The sequence below is a fragment of the Kitasatospora sp. NPDC001547 genome (assembly GCF_042894165.1).
Classification (GTDB): domain Bacteria; phylum Actinomycetota; class Actinomycetes; order Streptomycetales; family Streptomycetaceae; genus Kitasatospora.
In genome coordinates, this window is record NZ_JBIAVL010000014.1 from 50,378 (window position 1) to 67,061 (window position 16,684).

The following is a 16,684-nucleotide window of genomic DNA, read 5'->3' on the forward strand; positions in this document are numbered from 1 at the left end:
CCTACCGTTGCCCGGATGGCACCCAGGACACCGCGCAGGATCCACGTCGACGGCCGTGACTACCGCTGGGTGGTCCGCTTCCACGACGCCGAGCACGTGGTGGTCCGCATCTGGCCCGACCGGCGGTCCGGCCGCCGGGTGGAACTGGTCCGACGCTTCGACGACCCGTGGCTCAACTACGGCACCCTGCTGACCGCCCCCGCCGACCGCGTCGCCGAGGTCTTCCACCTCGCCCCCGTCACCCCGTCCCTCGCCGCGACCCTCGTCCGCGCCGCGCTCGCCGCCGGGTGGCACCCTGACCACCCGGGTGCCCCGGAGCGCTTCACAGTGGCGCGGGAAGAGCCGGACGTCGAACTCGTCCGGCGGAGGTGAGGTGGACCGTCACGCGCCGGAGGCCGGCCGCTCCACGAACTTGCGCTGCCAGGGCGTTTCGACGGCGTGCCGGCTGTAGTGCTCGCGCACGTACGCCACCGCCTCGGTGGGCGGGACGCCGTCGAGGACGGCGATGCAGGCGAGGGCGGTGCCGGTACGGCCGCGGCCGCCGGCGCAGGCGAGTTCGACGCGTTCGGTGGCGGAGCGGTCCCAGGCTTCGCGGAAGGCGTCGGCGGCGTCCGCGCGGTCGGCGGGGAGGCGGAAGTCGGGCCAGCGGACCCAGCGGCTCGGCCAGTCGAAGGTCTGCGGCCGACGGCCCAACAGGTAGAGCCCGAAAGTCGGTTGGGGCCCGGGTGGCAGGGGGCGACTGAGGCCGCGGCCGCGCAGGAGGCGGCCGGAGGGCAGGCGCAGGACGCCGGGGGCGGTCGGGTCCCAGGTGGCGGGGTCGGTCATGTCGGCTCTCCTCGGGGCGAGTCGGTCGGTCAGGAGGCGGCGTGCAGCCCGACCGGGCCGTGCGGCAGGCCGGCGCGATGGGCGAGGGCGGCGGCCTCACCGCGTGAGGCGACGTCCAGTTTGGCGAGGATGTTGGCGACGTGGAACTTCACCGTCGACTCGCTGATGTGCAGCGCCGCCGCGATGTCCCGGTTGCGGCGGCCGCGCGCCAACTGGTCGAGGACCTCCCGCTCGCGCGGGTGGAGGCCGTCCAGCGGGTCGGCGGCGGTGGCGGGTACGGGTTCGGGCAGGGCGAGCGGGAGGTCGACGGTCACCGTGGTGCCCCAGCCGGGAACGGCCTCGACGCCGTGACGTCCACCGAGGGCGGCGATGCGGTCGGCGGTGCGGTGGACGGTGAGGGCCTCAGCGGTGAGCAGGCCGAGCCCGTCCCCGCGCACCACGGCGCGCAGCAGGCCGTCCGCCGTGAACTGCCAGCTCACGTGCAGCCGGGTCGGCTTCTCCTGTTCGAGCATCAGCAGCACGGCCGCCCGGACGGCGTCGCGGGCGGTGTGCGCCGCGTCCGCGGGCAGGGATCGGTCGGCCTCCGCCGGGGGCGCGACGTCGAGCTGGACCCGGGTGTGCCGGAGCAGTGGGCGCAGCTCGCGCACCATCCGGGCGAAGGCCTCGGCGGCGGGCTTCTCGCTGAGCGCGCGGTCCAGTTCGGCGCCCTGGCGCAGTTCGAGCAGGGCGGTGACGGCCAGCTCGGTGGCGCTGCGGCGGGCCGTGGCGTCGTCCAGGTCGGCCGAGCGCAGCGGCGCCAGGATCGCGGCGAGCGCGGCGCTGTGGGTGCCGGTGAACTCGGCGATGGCCCGGGCGCGGGCGTTGGCGGAGGCGCGGGAGGTGGCGGTCTGGGCGGGGGCGGCGTCGGTGGCGCGGTGGTCGGAGTGGGCGATCACCAGGTCCCACAGCTGATGCAGGACGGCGAGTGCCCCGGACGCCACGGGGCCGGTGTCCGCCCGGACGAGGACCAGGACGGCACCGTGGCCGTTGCCCGGTGAGGTCGCCGTGACCACCACCGGCCAGGAGCGTCCGGCGAGTTCGGCCTCACCCTGCCAGGGGCGGCCGGCCGCCGTCGTCCCGGCCGCGCGCTCGGCCAGCCGGGACAGGTCGAGTGCGCCGATGGCCCCGGTCAGCTCGGGCGGACCGTAGCCGAGCGAGGGGCTGAACGTGCAGACGCCGCTGAGCTGCGCCAGCGCCGTGTGCGGGACGAGGGTGTCGAGCACCGCCGACAGCTGCCGCAGGAGGTCGGGGCGGGGCGTGCGGAGCACCTCGGCGACCCGGGCCAGCGCGTCCTCGGGGCGGCCCCAGTGCTGCCGCCAGGTCTTGTCCGCGCCGCCGTCCGTGCGGTGGTCCGTGCCGCCGTCCGCGCTGTGGTCCGGGTCGCCGCCCGCGCTGCCGCCCGCGCCGCTGGTACCGCTCGTGCCGTCCATGCGGTCCAGCCTAGTTCGGGCGGTGCCGTCCGTGCCTGGCCGTTCGGCCAGGTCGAACCGTCCGAAGGGCTGGCCGAACGGCCGCTGCCCGGCCGCAGGATGGAAGGCGTCGGAGGAACCAACTCACCTCAACCCCAAGGACCTTCCATGACCAAGGCGATCGCCTTCCACGAGTTCGGCGGCGCGGACCTGCTGCGCCCGATCGACATCGAACTGCCCGCCCCCGGCCCCGGCCAGGTGCGGGTCGCGGTCCGCGCCGTGGGCGTCAACCCGCTGGACCACAAGCTGCGCACCGGCGAGCTGGCCGCGTACTTCCCGGTGGCCTTCCCCTACGTGCCGGGCTTCGAGCTGTCCGGTGTGGTCGAGGCCGTCGGCGCGGAGGTGAGCGGTTTCGCGCCCGGCGACGAGGTGTTCGGCGCCCTGATGGGCGGCGGGTACGCCGAGCACGCGCTGGTGGACGCGGAGACGCTGGCCCACAAGCCGGCCACGCTGGGCTGGGCGGAGGCCGCGGCGATCGCGGTGGGCGCCGAGACCTCCGAGCGCGCCCTCGACGTCCTCGGCGTGCGCTCCGGCGAGACCCTGCTGGTGCACGGCGCCGGCGGCGGGGTGGGCACCGTGCTGCTCCAGCTCGCCCGGGCGCGCGGGATCACGGTGGTCGGCACGGCGAGCGAGTCGAACCACGCCCATCTGCGCGAGCTCGGCGCGATCCCGGTGACGTACGGCGAGGGCCTGGCCGAGCGGGTGCGGGCCGCCGCCCCGGGCGGGGTGGACCGGGTGCTGGACGTGGCCGGTCGGGACGGGGTGCTGCCGCTGTCGATCGAACTGACGGGGAGCGCGGACCGGGTGCTGACGATCGCCGACATCCAGGGCGCGGAGGAGCACGGCGTCCGCTTCACCGGCGGCGCCGAGGGCGTCGAGTCCTACCACCAGCGCGCCTACGCCGCCGCGCTCGCCCTGCACGAGGCGGGCACCCTGCGGCTGCCGCTGCACCGGGTGCTCCCGTTGGCGGAGGCGGCCGAGGCGCAGCGGATCAGTGAGCAGGGACACCTGCGCGGAAAGATCGTGCTGACGGTCTGACAGCCGCCCGCCGCCGGTGGGCATCGCGCTCGCGTTGGGCTTCGTGCTGTTCGCGCCCGCGTACGCGCTCGGCCCGGTCTCCGGCTGCCACCTCAACCCGGCGCGCAGCCCCGGCCCGGCGCTGTTCGCGGGCGGTGACGCGCTGTCGCAGCTGTGGCTGTTCCTGCTCGCCCCGCCGGCCGGCGGCGCGCTGGCGGCGGGCGTGTACCTGCTGACCCACCCGCAGCCGACCTTCCGGTGGCGGAGGCCCTGACCACCGACGCGCGGGTGTGGTCCGCGGAGTTCAGCCGGCGCGGCGGTCGGGACCGTACGACGGTCCCGGCCGCCGTCGCCGTCGTTGTCGGCGGGGGCCGCGTTGGGCGGTGGCCGTTTTCCTGGCGGGTGCGGTGTCTGTTGTCCTGGCGGGGTGCGGTGTGCGGTGTTCTCGGCCATCGCCCGGCCCCCGCGCCGCTTTTGAGCCGCGCACCGGCCGGATCCGGCGCACCGGTCGAAGAGCCCCGGCTCCCGCCCGCCCGCTGGGTAGAGTCGCGCCATGGTGACTGTGAACGCGGGAGGCCCCGTGGGCGGGCGGCTGGCCGGCCGCTCCTGTGTGGTGACGGGCGCGGCCAGCGGCATCGGCCGGGCCGTCGCCGAGCGCTTCGTCCGGGAGGGCGCGTCGGTGGTCGCCGCCGACGTGGACGCCGCGGGCCTGGACCGGCTGGCCGAGCAACTCCCGGGCGCCGTGAGCACGGTGGTCGGGGACGTGGCCCGGGACGAGGACGCCCGCCGGATGGTGGCGGCCGCCGTCGAGCGGCACGGACGACTGGACGTCCTGGTGGCCAACGCGGGGATCATCCCGCTGATGGAGATCACCGAGGCCACCGCCGAGGACTGGGACCACGTGATGGCCGTGGACGGCCGCGGGATGTTCCTCACCTGCAAGTACGCGATCGAGGCGATGACCGCGCAGGACCGGCCCGGCGGCTCGATCGTCTGCCTGTCCTCCATCTCCGGCGAGGCCGGCCAGCGCGGGCAGGCGGTGTACGGGCCCGCCAAGTTCGTCGCCTCCGGCCTCACCAAGCACCTCGCCGTCGAATGGGCGGACCGCGGCATCCGGATCAACGCCGTCGCCCCCGGCACCATCACCACCGAGCGCGTCGCCCGGCTGTACGACGAGCCCGGCGGCACCGAGTACCTCGCGGCGATCGAGAAGCTGCACCCGATGGGCCGGCTCGGCGACCCGGCGGAGGTCGCGGCGGCCGTCCTCTTCCTCGCCTCCGACGACGCGTCCTTTGTCACCGGGGTCGTGCTGCCGGTGGACGGCGGGTACCTGGCGCAGTAGCGCGGCGAGGGTGTCGGGCCAGCCGGCTATTGGGCTGCCGGGCCGGCCGTCTGCCGGGTTGCCTGGCCGGCCGGCTACCTGGCTGCCGGGCTACGGAGCTGCCCGGCTGCCGAGTCGCGCGGCTGTCCGGCGAGCAGCTCGACCAGGGCGGACACCCCGTCCGGCCCGTGCCCGGCCCCGACCGCCCGCCGGGTGACCGCGAGCGCCGCGTCCAGTACGGAGGTGTCCAGGCCGCGAGCCCGGGCGGTGTGCGCGACGTGCGCCAATCCGGCCTCGGCGGAGGCGAGGCTGCTGTGGTCACCCGGATGCCGGCGCTCGTCCGCGCGCTGCGCGAAGCGGTCGATCAGTGGCGGCAGCAGACGCGGCAACCCCTGCGCGTACGGCGCCAGTTCGGCTCCGCTGATGCCCTCGGCGCGGGCCAGCGCGAGGGCGTGCAGGTAGCCGTGCACGGTGGTCCAGAAGAGGTCGAGCAGGGCCGCGTCGAAGGCCGCCGCCCGGCCCGGGTCCGCGCCCACGTGGCGTACCATGCCCAGGGCCCGCAGCGTCGCCTTGTGGTCGGCGAAGGCCTCGGTGTCGCCGCTCAGCAGGACGGTGCCCTCCGGGCGGCCGATGGTCGGGGTGGGGGTGAGGATCGCGGCGTCCAGCAGGCGGAAGCCCCGGGACTCGGCGTCGGCGGCGTTCGTCCGCGCGTCGCTCGGTGTGATCGACGTGGCGTTGACGACGGTCCGTCCGCGCAGCGCCGTCCCGGCGGCCTCCAGGACGGCCCGCCCGGCCGACTGGTCGCGGACGCAGAGCAGCACGAGCGGGGCGCCCGCCACCGCCTCGGCGGCGCTCGCGGCCGAGCGCGCGCCGAGGGCGAGCGGCTCGCCGTCGCGGCCCGGAGTGCGGTTCCACACGGTGACCGGATGGCCGGCGGCCAGCAGCGCGCCGGCCAGCGCCCGGCCCATCGGGCCCAGTCCCAGTACGGCAACGGCGGTACGGGCAGGGGAGGTTGAGGAAGATCGTTCGTTCGGCATGGCGGTTACGCTAGACCTTCACGCCGACGGCAGGGTCAAGGCACCGGAGTTGCGGCTCCAGGGCTGGGGAGCCGGAGCCGAGGAGCCGGAGCTGAGGAGCCGGAGCCGAGGAGTCGGAGCCGAGATGGAGAGCCGTGGCGCCAGGGCCAAGGCGGAGAGACGGGTCGGAGCGTCAGGTGGGCGTTCCGCCGAGGAGGTGTCCGTGATGCGGATCGGAGAACTCGCGCGGCGAGCAGGTGTCACCCCGCGCGCCCTGCGCTACTACGAGGAACAGGGACTGCTCACCCCCGAGCGCCGCCCCAGCGGCTACCGCGAGTACGGCGAGCGGGACGTGGACACCGTCCACGGCATCCGCACCCTGCTCGCGGCCGGCCTCAACAGCGCGGTGATCGCCGAGATCCTCCACGGCCTGCCGCTGCCGGGGCAGCGCCCGCCCGGCCCGACCTGCCCCGAGCTGCTCACCGGGCTGGCCCGGGAGCGCGCCCGGATCACCCGGCAGATGGACGAACTCGCCGAGGCCCGCGACCTGTTGGACGCCATCATGGGGGCGGAGGCGCCGAGCGAGCTGATCAGGTCAGGCCGGCTGCGGGCCGCGGAGCGTACGGCGGCCGAGAGCGTGTCGGCCGGTGAGCGTCCGGCGGCCGAGGGCCGCAGCCCCCGGCGGCCCGCGCGGAAACTCGATGGCGTGCGCTCCCGGGCCGTGCTGGAGTGAGCGGATGAACCACGACGAGGTGCTCGCCCTGTTCGACGACCGGCTCCGGCGCAACGCGCCGCCCGACCCCGGGTGCCGCGTCGAACGCGACGGCGCCGTGGTCCGGCAGACGGGCCCGGAGCACGGTTGGAACGGCGTGGTCTGGTCGGGCCTGGACGAGGCCGGCGCGGACGCGGCGATCGCCGCGCAGGTGCGCCACTTCGCCGAGCTCGGGCGGGAGTTCGAGTGGAAGGCCTACTCCCACGACCGCCCGGCCGACCTCGGCGACCGACTGCTGGCGGCCGGCTTCACCCCGGAGCCGGCCGAGGCGCTGATGATCGCCCGGATCGCGGACCTGCCCACCGAGGCCGTCCTGCCCGAGGGCGTCCGGCTGCTCCCGGTGACCGACCCGACCGGGGTGGACCTGCTGATGGCAGCCCACGAACAGGCCTTCGGCACCGAGTACCCCGGTCTGCGCGGGCGGATGCTCGACCAGCTGCGGCACGGCACCGGGACGGTCAGCATGGTCGTCGCGATGGCCGGCGACCGCCCGGTCAGCGGCGCCCGGATGGAGCTGGCCCCGGGCACCGGGTTCGCCGGTCTCTGGGGTGGCGGCACCGCGCCCGAATGGCGCGGCCGGGGCATCTACCGCGCCCTCGTCGCCCACCGCGCCCGCCTCGCGGCCGAGCTCGGTTACCAGTACCTCCAGGTCGACGCGAGCGACCAGAGCCGGCCCATCCTCCAGCGCCTCGGCTTCGCCTGGGTGAGCACCACGACTCCGTACGTCCTTCGGCCTGAGCGGGCCCTCCCGAGCGTCCCGACCGGGGGTACCGGGACGTGACGGCGCCTGGGACGATCCCGTTCTGCTGACACTCGCCCCGGGACCAGGAGATCCATGACCACCGTGTGGACGCGGCTGACGGGTTGGCTGGCCCTGGCGGCCGCCCTGGCCGCCGCCGGGCACGGGCTGCTCGTCGCGGTCCTGCCGTCCGGCCGCGGCACGCCCACCGCCGAGCGGCTGCTCCCGACCGGCCTGGCGGTCCTGGCCGGGGTCGCCTGGCTGGCCGCCTCCGCCGCTGTCACTGCCACCGCCACCGCCCGTCGAACGGCCGCCCGCCGTAGGACGATCGCCTCGGAGCCGTCACCGGACGCGGAACCGTCACCGGACGCGGAACCGTCACCGGACCCACGGCGCGGCGGGTCGCGGGGGTCACGGATGCTCGCCGTCCTCCTCGGCGTCACCCTGGTGCTCGTCTCCGCCGCCGCGCTGGCCCAGGCCAGTGGGCCGGACGGCGCGGAGGGCCGCCGACTGCGCCGCATCCACCAGGCGGGCGCCGTCAGCAGCGCCCTCCCGATCGTGCTGCTCCGCTCGGAGCCCCGGCGGATCGGCACGGTGAACAGGAAGGCCGTGTACCGCACCACCGTGGACCTCTCGGTGCCCTTCGCGGACGGCCCGCGGACGCTCGCCCTGGACGTCGAGACGGCGGGCCGGGCCCGCGTCGGCGCGGAGGTGACGGTCGACTACGCGCCCGGTGCCCCGGCCCTGGGAGCCCAGCCGCACGCGTACGCCACGGTCAGCGGTCTCGCGCTGCCGTGGATCCTGGGACTCGCCTTCGCCGGCCTGATCTTCGTCCCGGTGGTCCTGGCGGACGGGCGCCGCAGGGTGCACGAGGCGCGACGCTTCCGACCGGCCGTGCACCTGCCGGCGGCCGGCATCCTGCTGGGCGGCGCGGGACTCGCGGCGTACGTCGGGCTGGTCCTGCCGTCGCCGTTCGTCGGCTGGCCGCTGGCGGTGGTCGCCGCGGCCACCCCGTGGCTGGCCCTCGGGCTGGGGGCGGCGCGGACCGGGCTGGGCCGGGGCTGACGGCCTCCGGCGCGCGGCCTCCGGCGCGCGGCCTGCGGCGGCGGCCTGTCCCGGTGAGCCGTTCGCCGGTGGGCCGTTCACCACTGCCGTCCCTGGTGCTCCCTGCCGATCGGCAGGGAGCACCAGGGACGGCGCTACTCAGGTTGTGCCGATCGGTACATGTGCGGGAGGGGCGGACGGGGTCATCGTTAGGGCACCACGAGTGGGGGCCGTCCGGGCCCCCGGGAAGGAGCCCAGGATGTTCGACATCTGCCGCCACCGCCTCCTCAGCGAGACGACTGTCGCGCCCGCCGCCCTCCTCTGCTTCGGTCTTGGGTTTGGGTTCGGCCTCGTACGCGCCCGGCGGCGATCAGGCCGGGAGCCGTGCCCGACACCTCACGGCCGGACCGACCGCGCCCGTGAGCCGTCCCTGCCCGCGGCAGGTGCTCCGCGGCGTCCCGGTGTCGTGCGCGGCGGTGTACGGGAACGGCACCCCGATCGCCCACCCGAGGCAGCCGAGCAGCTGCTGCAGTGCGGGCCGCTGGACGCGCCGGTTCACCGTCGGTTGCGCTCGTCACGGGGCGATCGTCAACCGGCCCGGGAGGGCCTCCCCGGGTTCGCCGGAGAACACCACCTCGCCCCGGTGCAGCACGTGCACCACCGCCGCCCGGGCAAGGGTGCGCGGCAGCGACCGCGCGGTGAGTACGACCGTACGGCCGGCGGCGGCGTCCACCAGCAGGCGGGCGTGCAGCCGGGCGGCGACGGCGGGGGACAGGCCGCGCTCGGGCTCGTCCAGCAGGAGCAGGGCCGGTCGCGCCGCCAAGGCCCGCCCGACGGCGACGAGTTGCTGCTGACCGCCGGACAGCGTGCCGGCCCGGCGGCCCAGCAGGTCGGTCAGCTCCGGGAACAGCTCCAGCACCTCGGCGCGCCCAGGGCCGCCGAGGCCCAGGTTCTCGGCCACGGACAGCGAGCCGAACACCCCGCGCTCGGCCGGGACGAGGGCCAGCCCCCGCCGCACCCGCTGGTGCACCGACAGCCCGCCGACGTCCCGCCCCCGCCAGAGCGCCCGTCCGCCCGCCAGCGGCACCACCCCGGCGAGGGCGTGCAGCACGCTGGTCCGCCCGGCCCCGTTGCGGCCCAGCAGAACGGTGACAGCGGCGGACGGGAAGTCCAGGTCGACGCCGTGCAACGCCTCCAACGGGCCGTAGCGGACCCGGGCGGCACGGAGGGCGGCTTCGACGGGCATCAACCCGACTCGGTGGGGCGGTGGTTGGGGCTCATGTGGCGGCTCCCCACGCCCTGGCGACCCGGGGGTCCGCGAGGACGGCCGCGGCCGGTCCGGCCGCGACCACCCGGCCCTCCGCCATGGCGTAGACGGTGTCAGCGAGTTCGGCGACCAGTTCCGCGTCGTGCTCGACCACCAGCAGCGCCATGCCGCGCTCGGCGAGGCCGCGCAGCACGGACACCAGGCGGGCCGTCTGTACCGCGTCGAGCCCCGCCGCCGGTTCGTCCAGCAACAGCACCCGGGGCCCGCCCGCCAGCGCCCGCGCCAGCTCCACCAGCCGCAACACCCCCGTGGGCTGCCCACCGGCTGGCTCGGCGGCGAGCTCCTGCAGACCGAGGAGCCGCAACGCCCGGGCAGACCGCTCGGCGGCTGCCCGGGCATCCACCCGACGGGCGTGCTGCTCGGCGCCCACCAGGACGTTGTCGGCCACCGAGAGAGTGGGGAAGGCAGCGATCTGCTGGAAGGTCCGTGCCAGCCCCAGCCGCACCCGCCGGTGCGCGGCCAGCCCGGTGACATCCCGCCCCCCGAGCAGCACCCGCCCGCCGTCCGGCCGCACCGTCCCGGCCAGACAGTCGAACAACGTGCTCTTCCCCGCCCCGTTCGGCCCGATCAACGCCGTGATCCGCCCCGCCCGCGCCACCAGATCCACCCCACCCACCGCCTCGATCCCCCCGTACCGCCGCACGACCGCCCGCGCGGTGAGCCGCGCGGGGGGCAGGGCGGCGGTCACAGCCGCACCTCGCGCGGCGGGTGGACGACGCGGTGGTGGCTGGTGGGCGCGGTGATCCGCTCGGGCCGCGCCACCAGGTGGCGCCGCCTGACCCGGCTGCGATCGTCGTTCCGCGAGCTGCGCCAGGGGCAGTGCGGCGGTCCTTCCCGCCTGCCCGCCTGGCGAGCAGGCCGGGTCCGACCTTCCGCGGGCTGCGTGGCGGGGGAGGCGGCGGTCATCGCTGTCCGTTCCGGGCTGTGAGGGTCTCCCGTAGGCGGCGGCCCGTCGGGGTGAGGTGGGAGGGCGGTAGGGGAGTCGGCGGGGGTGGACGGTGGCGGGGGAGGGGAAGGGCGGCGAGGCCGCCGGGGAGGCGGCCGATGGTGGCGGCGAGGGCGCCGACGGCGACGGCGGAGACTCCGGCGACGGTGCCCGCGTCGAGGCCGATGAGGAGGGCGGCGGCGAGGACGGCGGCGAGGGCGCTGTCGGCGCCGGCGACCATCACGGCGGCGAACCAGAGGAGGCCGCGCACCGGGTCGAAGGCGGTGGGGTCGAAGGCGCGTCCGGCGAGCCCCATCAGTCCGCCGCCGAGGGCTGCCAGGGCCGCGCCCGCGACGAAGGCGAGGAGCTTGAGGCCGGGGACGTCCACGCCGGCCGCGACCGCGCCCGGTTCGTGGTCCCGCATGGCGGTCAGGGCCCGGCCGAGGCGGCCCCGGTGCAGGGCGCGGACGGTGAGCAGGCCGAGGCCGAGGAGGAGGAGTTCGGCGAGGTAGAAGGCGCGGTCGCCGGCGAGGAAGGACGGACGGTCGAGCACCAGGCCGGTGGTGGCGTACGGCTGCTCGAAGACGAACCGGCTCATCGCCGTTCCCACCGCGAAGGTGACCAGGGCGAGGGCGAGTCCGCGGCGGCGGATCGCGGGCCATCCGGTGAGCAGGCCGAGCGGGGCGGTGGCAAGGACGGCGAGCAGCAGGGCGGGTGCGGCGGGCAGGGGCGGGAGGCCCGGGATGCGGCCGGACATCAGCAGTGCGGTGCCGATCGCGCCGAGCCCCGCGTAGCCGGCCTGGCCGAGCGAGATCTGCCCGCCGTAGCCGGTGACCACGACGACGGACAGCAGGACGAGGGCGAGCGCGGGCACGAGCAGGGCGTCGCGCAGGTCGTTGCCCCGGAAGCCGAGCGGCAGCAGGAGCAGCACCAGGCAGACGGAGCCCGCCAGCCGTCCGCCCCCGGCCCCGGAGCTGCCCCCGCTCCCATCCCCTCCCTTTGGACGGCGGCCGACCAGCGGCGCGGCTCCGCCCCCGGCCCGTCCCCCGGTGATGCCCGGACCGGCGAGTAGGGCGGTGGCGAGCAGCGCGACCACGAACAGGTTGGACTGCACGGCCTCGACCAGCGGCAGCAACTGCCCGGACGGCCGTAGCCGGGTGAACTCGGCTTGGGCGATGCCGAGTCCGAGCCCGGTGGCGACCGCGACCGGGATGCTGCGCAGCCGGGCGGCGACCGCGACGGCCATGGTCTCCATCACCAGCAGCGGCAGCCCGTACGGGTCGAGCAGCAGGTACGGCGCGAGGGCGACGCCGACCAGTCCGGCGGTGAAGGTGCCGAAGGCCCAGCCGGCGGCGGAGACCCGGTCGGCGTCGACTCCGGTGAGGGCGGCGAGGCGGCGGTCGTCGACGACGGCGCGCAGCCGCAGGCCGAACCCGGTCCACCGGGTGGTGGCGAGGACGGTGAGGCCGAGTACGAGGATGGCGGCGAGCTGGGCGACGGTGTCCGGCCGTAGCCCGTGCCCGCCGGGCAGGCGGACCGGGGCGCCGCCGAGCGGGGAGGGCGCGCCGGCCAGTGGCGCCGCGCCCCACAGCAGTACGGCCACGCCGATGAGCAGCACGAACACCCCGATCCCGGCGACCATGGTCTCGGCCGGTCCGGCGCCGCGCCGTTGCAGCGGGCGGTAGACCAGGAGGTCGAGCAGGACCCCGAGCACGGGGGCGACGACCAGCAGGCAGCAGGCGACGGCGGGCCAGACCGGCCAGTGCCGGATCACGACGAGGTCGCGCAGCAGGTAGGCGACGGCCATGGCCTGGGCGCCCTGGGCGATGTTGAGCACGCCGGTGGCGCGGTGGCAGACGACCAGGCCGATACCGCTGAGCGCGGCGGCGACGCCGACGGTGAGTCCGGCGAGGGCGAGGTCGACGGTGAGGCCGAACGAGCCGGGGGCGGCGGTGAGGGCGGTGAGGGCCGATGCGCTCATGGGCGGTCAGCCGGCGTTCGGTGGGGCGGATTCGCCCGGACGGGTGGGCCCCGGAGCGGCTGTCGGCGGCGAGCAGAGCGGGCAGGGCGTCAAACCCCGGGCCCGCACGGCGGCCGCGTCCACGGGCGCGGCTCGCCCCTTGCCGACGACCAGCGGGCAGTCCGGCCGGTGGTAGCGGGTGCCCTCGGGGACGGCCAGCCACCCGGCGTCGTCGGCCCGGCCGGAGCTGTCGGAGCTGTCGGAGCTGTCGGACGGGCCGGCGGAGGCGGCGGAGTCGGACGGGCCGGAGGAGTCGGAACGGCCGGTCGGGTCCGGCGGGGCGGGCGCGGCGTCCGGTTCGACCAGCAGGTCGTACAGCCGCTCCACCCGTCGGTCGGTCAGGTCCGAGCGCCCGGGCGGTGACGGCGGTGGCCGCAGGGCGACCAGGACGGTCCCGGACACGATCAGCGCCGCGCCGGGGATGGTGGACGACGCCAGGTACGGGACCTGCTGCTCGGCGAAGCGCTCACCGGAGGTCCCGTACCAGCCGAGCACGCACAGCACGGCGCCGGCCGCGGCGAGCAGCCAGCCCGCCCACTCCCGGCCGGTCCGGAGGAGCCGGGCCCGACGGAACCCGCCCCGGAGGGGCCGGCGCCGGAACCACCCGCCCCGGACGGGGGAACCCTCCGGGGCGTTACGGGTGATTTCGACGTCGGATTGCGATTCGTCCATGGATCCGCCTTCATGGTGTCACTTGAGACGTTTCCAGGATCGGCCTGGAACAGCATCCGGACACCGAGTGCGGGGCCCGGGCGGCGCAGTCGAGAGGGAAGACCACCATGCACGTGACGCGAAGCGGTACCCCCGGGGGCGGCGGCAGGGCTCTGCGGACGGCGGGCGCGCTGCTCGCCCTGCTGCTCGCCGGTACGGCGACCGCGTGCAGCAGCGACGGCAAGTCGTCCGGTCCCGCGGTCACCTCGCCGGCGGCGACCACTCCGGCGGCCACCTCCCCGGCGGTCACGACCGCCCCCGCCACGGCCACCGGCACCGCTCCCGCCGATCCGGCCGCCGCCAAGGCGGAGATCACCACCAACTGGGAGAAGTTCTTCGCCCCCGACACCCCGATCACCGAGAAGGCCAAGCTGCTCCAGGGCGGTGACGCGCTGCTGCCGGTGCTCCAGGGCTTCTCCCAGGACCCGCGGGTCGGCCAGGTGCAGGCGAAGGTCGGCGACGTCGAGTTCACCGACGCGAGCGACGCGACCGTCACCTACTCGCTCTCGCTCCAGGGCAACGTGGTGGAGCCGAGCGCGACCGGTCAGTCCGTCCTCGACAACGGCACCTGGAAGGTGTCCCGCTCGACCCTCTGCGGCCTGCTCACCCAGGCCGGCGGTGCCACCGCCTCCCCGATCCCCGGCTGCAGCTGAGCGGATGCGGCCGACCGCCCCGTCGCGACGCGGGGCCGCCGACGCGCTCCCGCGCCGGCGGCCCGGCCGTGTCCCGGCGGTGGTCCGCCCGAACCGCTCCCGTGCCGCCCGTACCGCCCGTACCGCCCGTACCGCCCGTGTCGCCCTGCTGCTGACCCTCGCGCTGCTCGCCGGCTGCGGCACCCGGTTGCCCGGTGAGGCCTTCACGGTCCGACCCACGCTCACCAGCGGAGCCACCCCCGCGACCGGTGCCACCGGCGCGACCGGGAGCGCCAACCCCGCCTCGGACACCGGGGTCACCGCCACCGAGATCAGGATCGGCCTCGTCACCTCGCTCACCAGCCCGGTCGGCAGCGAGGTGTTCAGCGGCCCGCGCTACGGTGCCGAAGCCTTCTTCCGGGCCCTCAACGACCGCGGCGGCCTGCACGGGCGCACCGTCCGACTGGTGACCTGTGACGACGGCGGCAGCGGGGTCGGCAACCAGGACTGCGTCCACCGGCTGATCGACCAGGCGCACGTCTTCGCCTTCGTCAGCGGCAGCGTCCTCGACTACGCGGGCGCCCCGTACGTGAGCGGCAAGGGGGTGCCGGACGTCGGCGGCCAGCCGATCGGCACGGAGTACGACCGCTGGCCGCACCTCTACGGGATCTACGGGAGTGCCGCGCCGCGCGACGGGCGGTCGGTCGGCTGGAACGGAACGCTCTACCAGAGCACCGAGGTGTTCCGTTTCTTCAAGCAGCGCCTGGGCGCGACCAGCGCCGCCGTGGTCGCCTACAACCAGGCCGACTCGACCCGTTACGCCGGACAGCTGAAGGCCGGACTGGAGGCCGAGGGGTACCGGGTGCTGCTCCAGACCGTGGACTTCGCGCTGCCGAACTTCCAGGCGGTGGCCGCGGCGGTGCGCGCCGACGGCTCGCAGCTGCTGTTCGACGCGATGGACTCCCGGGGCAACGCGGCGCTGTGCCGGGCGCTGGACGAGGCCGGGGTGGCGGTGGCGGCGAAGGTCACCAACGTGCAGAACTGGTCGGAGTCGGTGCGCACCGACTACGCGGCTTCGCCGAACTGCCGCAACGCCCTGTGGGCGACCTCGTCGAGCCTGAACTACGAGGACGAGCAGTACCCGGCGGTGCACGACTTCCGTACCGCGATGGCCCGTTACCACCCGGACCGGGCCGCCCGACTGTCCGCGTGGGAGCTGGAGGGCTGGGCGGGCGCGCAGTGGCTGACCGACGCGCTGGACTCCTGCGGCGCCGCACCGACCCGCTCCTGCGTCGAGGCGTTCATGAACCGCGCCGAGCCGTACGACGCGCACGGCCTGATCCTGCCCGCCTCCTTCGTCCCGCGGCCGCCGCCCACCGGACCGACCCGGGCCTGCCTGAACGCCGCCCGCTGGCAGGACGCGGCCCGGGGCGGGCAGGGCGGCTGGGTCAGTCAGGTGCCGTCGATGGCGACGAACTGCTTCGACGTGCCGCAGCTGCCGTACAAGCCGTAGGGCGAGCTCGCCGAGTCGTCGGCTGACAGATGTCAAAATCTGTCAGCTGAATTCTGTTATCTGTTATCTGATAGCTGTCGCCTGTCGGCTGTCATCTGTCGGCCGGCAGCGTCCCTCACGGCAGCCGCTCGACCACGACCATCGCCGCGTCGTCGTTCAGCCGGCCGCCGACGTGGGCGAGCAGGTCGCGGCGCAGGTGGTGGAGCAGGGTGGCGGGGCGCTCGGCGTGCCAGGCGGCGACGCGTTCGGTGAGCGGGTAGAAGCGCCGCTGGGCGTCGCGGGCCTCGATCACGCCGTCGGTGTAGATCAGCAGCCGGTCGCCGGGCCGGAACGGGAAGGTCTCCGTCTCGTACCGCACCGGTGCGAGCTCGCCGAGGCCCAGTGGCGGGGCGGGGTGGTGGGCGGTGAGGGCGGTGATGCCGTCGGGTCGCAGCAGCAGCGGGGGCGGGTGGCCGCAGTCGATCAGGCGGACCGGGGAGCCGTCGTCGGGGATGTCGAGCAGGACGGCGGTGATGAAGGATTCGCCGGACTCCCCACTCTCCTCGGGGGGCTCCTCGGGCGGAGGGAGGGGCAGCGCGGCCAGCGCCTGCAGGCCCTGCCGCTCGCCCCGCTCGCCCCGGTCCCGGTCCCGGTCCCGGTCCCGGTCCCGGTCTCGGCGGTCCCGGCGGTCCCGCTGGGACTGTTCGGCGAGTTGGGCGAGGTCCCAGCTGACGCTGCCGTCCAGGTAGGCGGCCAGGTCCGGCAGTTCGGCGTGGAGGTGGGCGGCGGCCCGGAACGCGCCGAGCAGCAGGGCCGCGTCGCCGAGCGAGGACAGTCCCTTCCCGCGCACGTCGCCGACCAGCAGCCGGGTGCCGGTCGCGGTGCGGGCGGCGGCGTACAGGTCGCCGCCGACCTGCGCCTCGGCCTCCGCCGCCAGGTAGACGGAGGCCAGGTGCAGCGGCCCGATCCGCTCCGGCAGCGGGCGCAGCAGCACCCGCTGGGCGGCCTCGGACACCGAGCGCACCCGGGCCAGTTCGCGCTCGTGGCGGTCGCGCAGCACCCGCAGGCCGACGATCAGCACCGAGACGACCAGCTGCGCGCCCAGTTGGGTCTCGACGTTGGCGCTGGTCAGGCTGTCGCGTACGGCGCCGATGACGGTCAGCGCGGCGAACGCGAGCGCGGCGACGCCGGCGGTGGCCCGGGGGCCGGCGAAGGAGGCGGTGAGGGCGGGGGCGACGATCAGCAGCGGGCCGAGGTGGATGTCCGGCGGGGAGAGGATGTCGACGACGGTGATCAGCACCGTCAACGCGAGCGTGAGCGCCGTCAGCACCCGGC

Annotated in this window: 16 protein-coding genes and 1 pseudogene; 9 read left to right on the forward strand and 8 right to left on the reverse strand. The window is 75.9% G+C overall.

The genetic code is table 11. From position 1 onward, the window contains the following. Nucleotides 1-15: 15 nt before the first annotated feature. Nucleotides 16-372, forward strand: coding sequence for a hypothetical protein (locus tag ACFY0X_RS24475; RefSeq protein ID WP_387757529.1), 357 nt, complete (start codon nt 16-18; stop codon nt 370-372). Between the two features lie 9 nt (nt 373-381). On the opposite strand, the gene ACFY0X_RS24480 is transcribed toward ACFY0X_RS24475, so the two are convergent. Beyond that, nucleotides 382-825, reverse strand: coding sequence for a protein phosphatase (locus ACFY0X_RS24480; protein ID WP_387757530.1), 444 nt, complete (start codon nt 823-825; stop codon nt 382-384). 29 nt (nt 826-854) lie between these two features. Beyond that, nucleotides 855-2,294: a LuxR C-terminal-related transcriptional regulator gene (locus ACFY0X_RS24485; RefSeq protein WP_387757532.1), complete on the reverse strand. Its 1,440-nt coding sequence runs from the start codon at nt 2,292-2,294 to the stop codon at nt 855-857. 147 nt (nt 2,295-2,441) lie between these two features. Here ACFY0X_RS24485 and ACFY0X_RS24490 point away from each other — a divergent pair, with 147 nt between their 5' ends. The 3 genes and pseudogenes from ACFY0X_RS24490 to ACFY0X_RS24500 all read left to right on the forward strand — a co-directional run bounded on the left by ACFY0X_RS24490 (nt 2,442) and on the right by ACFY0X_RS24500 (nt 4,692). Beyond that, nucleotides 2,442-3,371 (forward strand): NADP-dependent oxidoreductase, encoded by a 930-nt coding sequence (locus tag ACFY0X_RS24490; RefSeq protein WP_387757534.1) that lies wholly within the window; start codon nt 2,442-2,444, stop codon nt 3,369-3,371. Between the two features lie 13 nt (nt 3,372-3,384). Beyond that, nucleotides 3,385-3,624, forward strand: a pseudogene (locus ACFY0X_RS24495) (aquaporin); the annotation flags it as partial. A 279-nt stretch (nt 3,625-3,903) separates the two neighbouring features. Then, nucleotides 3,904-4,692, forward strand: a complete 789-nt coding sequence (locus tag ACFY0X_RS24500) for an SDR family NAD(P)-dependent oxidoreductase (protein WP_387757536.1) — start codon at nt 3,904-3,906, stop codon at nt 4,690-4,692. 74 nt (nt 4,693-4,766) lie between these two features. On the opposite strand, the gene ACFY0X_RS24505 is transcribed toward ACFY0X_RS24500, so the two are convergent. Further along, nucleotides 4,767-5,708 carry an NAD(P)-binding domain-containing protein gene (locus tag ACFY0X_RS24505; RefSeq protein ID WP_387757538.1) on the reverse strand — a complete coding sequence of 314 codons (942 nt, stop codon included), beginning with the start codon at nt 5,706-5,708 and terminating at the stop codon, nt 4,767-4,769. A gap of 205 nt (nt 5,709-5,913) precedes the next feature. Here ACFY0X_RS24505 and ACFY0X_RS24510 point away from each other — a divergent pair, with 205 nt between their 5' ends. The 3 genes from ACFY0X_RS24510 to ACFY0X_RS24520 are packed head-to-tail and all read left to right on the forward strand — an operon-like array spanning nt 5,914 to nt 8,263. Beyond that, complete coding sequence (locus ACFY0X_RS24510) at nt 5,914-6,420, forward strand: MerR family transcriptional regulator (RefSeq protein ID WP_387757773.1); 507 nt, start codon at nt 5,914-5,916, stop codon at nt 6,418-6,420. A 4-nt stretch (nt 6,421-6,424) separates the two neighbouring features. Beyond that, entirely contained in the window at nt 6,425-7,240 is an 816-nt protein-coding gene (locus ACFY0X_RS24515; protein WP_387757539.1) for a GNAT family N-acetyltransferase, read from the forward strand. Between the two features lie 54 nt (nt 7,241-7,294). Continuing rightward, a complete protein-coding gene (locus tag ACFY0X_RS24520; protein ID WP_387757540.1) occupies nt 7,295-8,263 on the forward strand; it encodes a hypothetical protein in 969 nt (322 codons plus the stop codon). A 553-nt stretch (nt 8,264-8,816) separates the two neighbouring features. Here ACFY0X_RS24520 and ACFY0X_RS24525 read toward each other — a convergent pair. The 4 genes from ACFY0X_RS24525 to ACFY0X_RS24540 all read right to left on the reverse strand — a co-directional run bounded on the left by ACFY0X_RS24525 (nt 8,817) and on the right by ACFY0X_RS24540 (nt 13,186). After that, the gene (locus ACFY0X_RS24525; RefSeq protein ID WP_387757542.1) at nt 8,817-9,488 is read right to left on the reverse strand and encodes an ATP-binding cassette domain-containing protein; all 672 of its coding nucleotides are present in this window, start codon (nt 9,486-9,488) and stop codon (nt 8,817-8,819) included. Nucleotides 9,489-9,519: 31 nt separating this feature from the next. After that, nucleotides 9,520-10,257 carry an ABC transporter ATP-binding protein gene (locus ACFY0X_RS24530; RefSeq protein ID WP_387757543.1) on the reverse strand — a complete coding sequence of 246 codons (738 nt, stop codon included), beginning with the start codon at nt 10,255-10,257 and terminating at the stop codon, nt 9,520-9,522. Between the two features lie 214 nt (nt 10,258-10,471). Then, nucleotides 10,472-12,475, reverse strand: a complete 2,004-nt coding sequence (locus tag ACFY0X_RS24535; protein WP_387757544.1) for an ABC transporter permease — start codon at nt 12,473-12,475, stop codon at nt 10,472-10,474. A gap of 6 nt (nt 12,476-12,481) precedes the next feature. Beyond that, nucleotides 12,482-13,186: a hypothetical protein gene (locus ACFY0X_RS24540; RefSeq protein WP_387757546.1), complete on the reverse strand. Its 705-nt coding sequence runs from the start codon at nt 13,184-13,186 to the stop codon at nt 12,482-12,484. A 107-nt stretch (nt 13,187-13,293) separates the two neighbouring features. Here ACFY0X_RS24540 and ACFY0X_RS24545 point away from each other — a divergent pair, with 107 nt between their 5' ends. Then, nucleotides 13,294-13,878 (forward strand): hypothetical protein, encoded by a 585-nt coding sequence (locus ACFY0X_RS24545; protein ID WP_387757548.1) that lies wholly within the window; start codon nt 13,294-13,296, stop codon nt 13,876-13,878. A gap of 79 nt (nt 13,879-13,957) precedes the next feature. Beyond that, the gene (locus ACFY0X_RS24550; protein ID WP_387757550.1) at nt 13,958-15,370 is read left to right on the forward strand and encodes an ABC transporter substrate-binding protein; all 1,413 of its coding nucleotides are present in this window, start codon (nt 13,958-13,960) and stop codon (nt 15,368-15,370) included. 115 nt (nt 15,371-15,485) lie between these two features. Here ACFY0X_RS24550 and ACFY0X_RS24555 read toward each other — a convergent pair whose 3' ends face one another. Further along, nucleotides 15,486-16,679 (reverse strand): PP2C family protein-serine/threonine phosphatase, encoded by a 1,194-nt coding sequence (locus tag ACFY0X_RS24555; protein ID WP_387757775.1) that lies wholly within the window; start codon nt 16,677-16,679, stop codon nt 15,486-15,488. Nucleotides 16,680-16,684: the final 5 nt, after the last annotated feature.